The sequence below is a fragment of the Rhodococcus sp. BP22 genome, assembly GCF_014281965.1.
In the GTDB taxonomy this organism is placed as follows: Bacteria; Actinomycetota; Actinomycetes; order Mycobacteriales; family Mycobacteriaceae; genus Rhodococcoides.
Map to the genome: position 1 here is coordinate 1 of NZ_JACFTB010000024.1, position 1070 is coordinate 1070.

Annotated in this window: 1 protein-coding gene; it reads left to right on the forward strand. The window is 60.7% G+C overall.

What is annotated here, in order from left to right; all coding sequences use genetic code 11:
* Positions 1–1070, forward strand: a 1070-nt coding sequence (locus H2510_RS20540; RefSeq protein ID WP_261393109.1) for a condensation domain-containing protein, incomplete at both ends; no start/stop codon positions are given.

Below are 1070 nucleotides of genomic sequence, written 5' to 3' on the forward strand. Positions count from 1 at the left end.
TGGCGCAGCGTCGGATGTGGTTCATCAATCAGTTCGATACGTCTTCGCCTGCTTACAATATTCCGCTTGCGGTGCGGTTGTCGGGTGCGCTCGATGTGGCTGCGCTCGAGGCTGCGGTGGGGGATGTGTTGGTTCGTCACGAGTCGTTGCGGACTACTTTCCCGGTGGAGGGTGAGTTGCCGCGTCAGTTGATCGGGTCTGTTTCCGATGTGGTGGTGGAGTTGGCGGTTGTGGAGCTCGATGCGGTGGGTGTGCAGGAGCGCATTCTTGCCGATGCTGCTGCGGGGTTCGATGTGACGGTGGATGTGCCGTTCCGGGCGTCGTTGTATCGGGTGGGTGTCGATGAGTTCGTGTTGGCGATTGTGGTGCATCATATTGCTGCTGATGGTGCGTCGATGGCGCCGCTTGCTGCTGATGTGATGGTGGCGTACAGCGCTCGGGTTGCTGGTCGGGCTCCGTTGTGGGAGCCGTTGGCGGTGCAGTATGCGGATTACACGTTGTGGCAGCGTGAGGTTCTCGGTAGTGAGGATGATCCGGAGTCGGTGGTGTCGCGTCAGTTGGCGTTTTGGTCTCAGGCGTTGGCGGATGTGCCGGATGTGTTGCCGTTGCCGATCGATCACCCACGCCCGATCCGGCAATCCAACAGAGGTGCTTCGGTCGCATTCGACATCGATGCAGCAACTCATGATCGCCTGGTCGGACTCGCACGTGAGACCCGCTCGACAGTCTTCATGGTTGTACATGCCGCGTGGTCCATTCTCATGGCTCGTCTCAGTGGTACCGAGGACATCACCATCGGCACGCCCATCGCCGGGCGCGGAGAGGCGGGTCTGGACAACCTCGTGGGCATGTTCGTCGGGACCCTCGTTCTGCGGACAGAGGTCTCCCCGCACGCGAGTTTCACCGAACTTCTCGCTGCTACCCGCGCGGCAGATCTCGCTGCCTTCGACAACACCGACATCCCGTTCGAGCGACTCGTCGACGCCCTCGCACCGACCCGCTCCATCGATCACTCACCACTGTTCCAGGTCTTACTGGAATTCCAGAACAACCAGAGCGCACACCTCGAA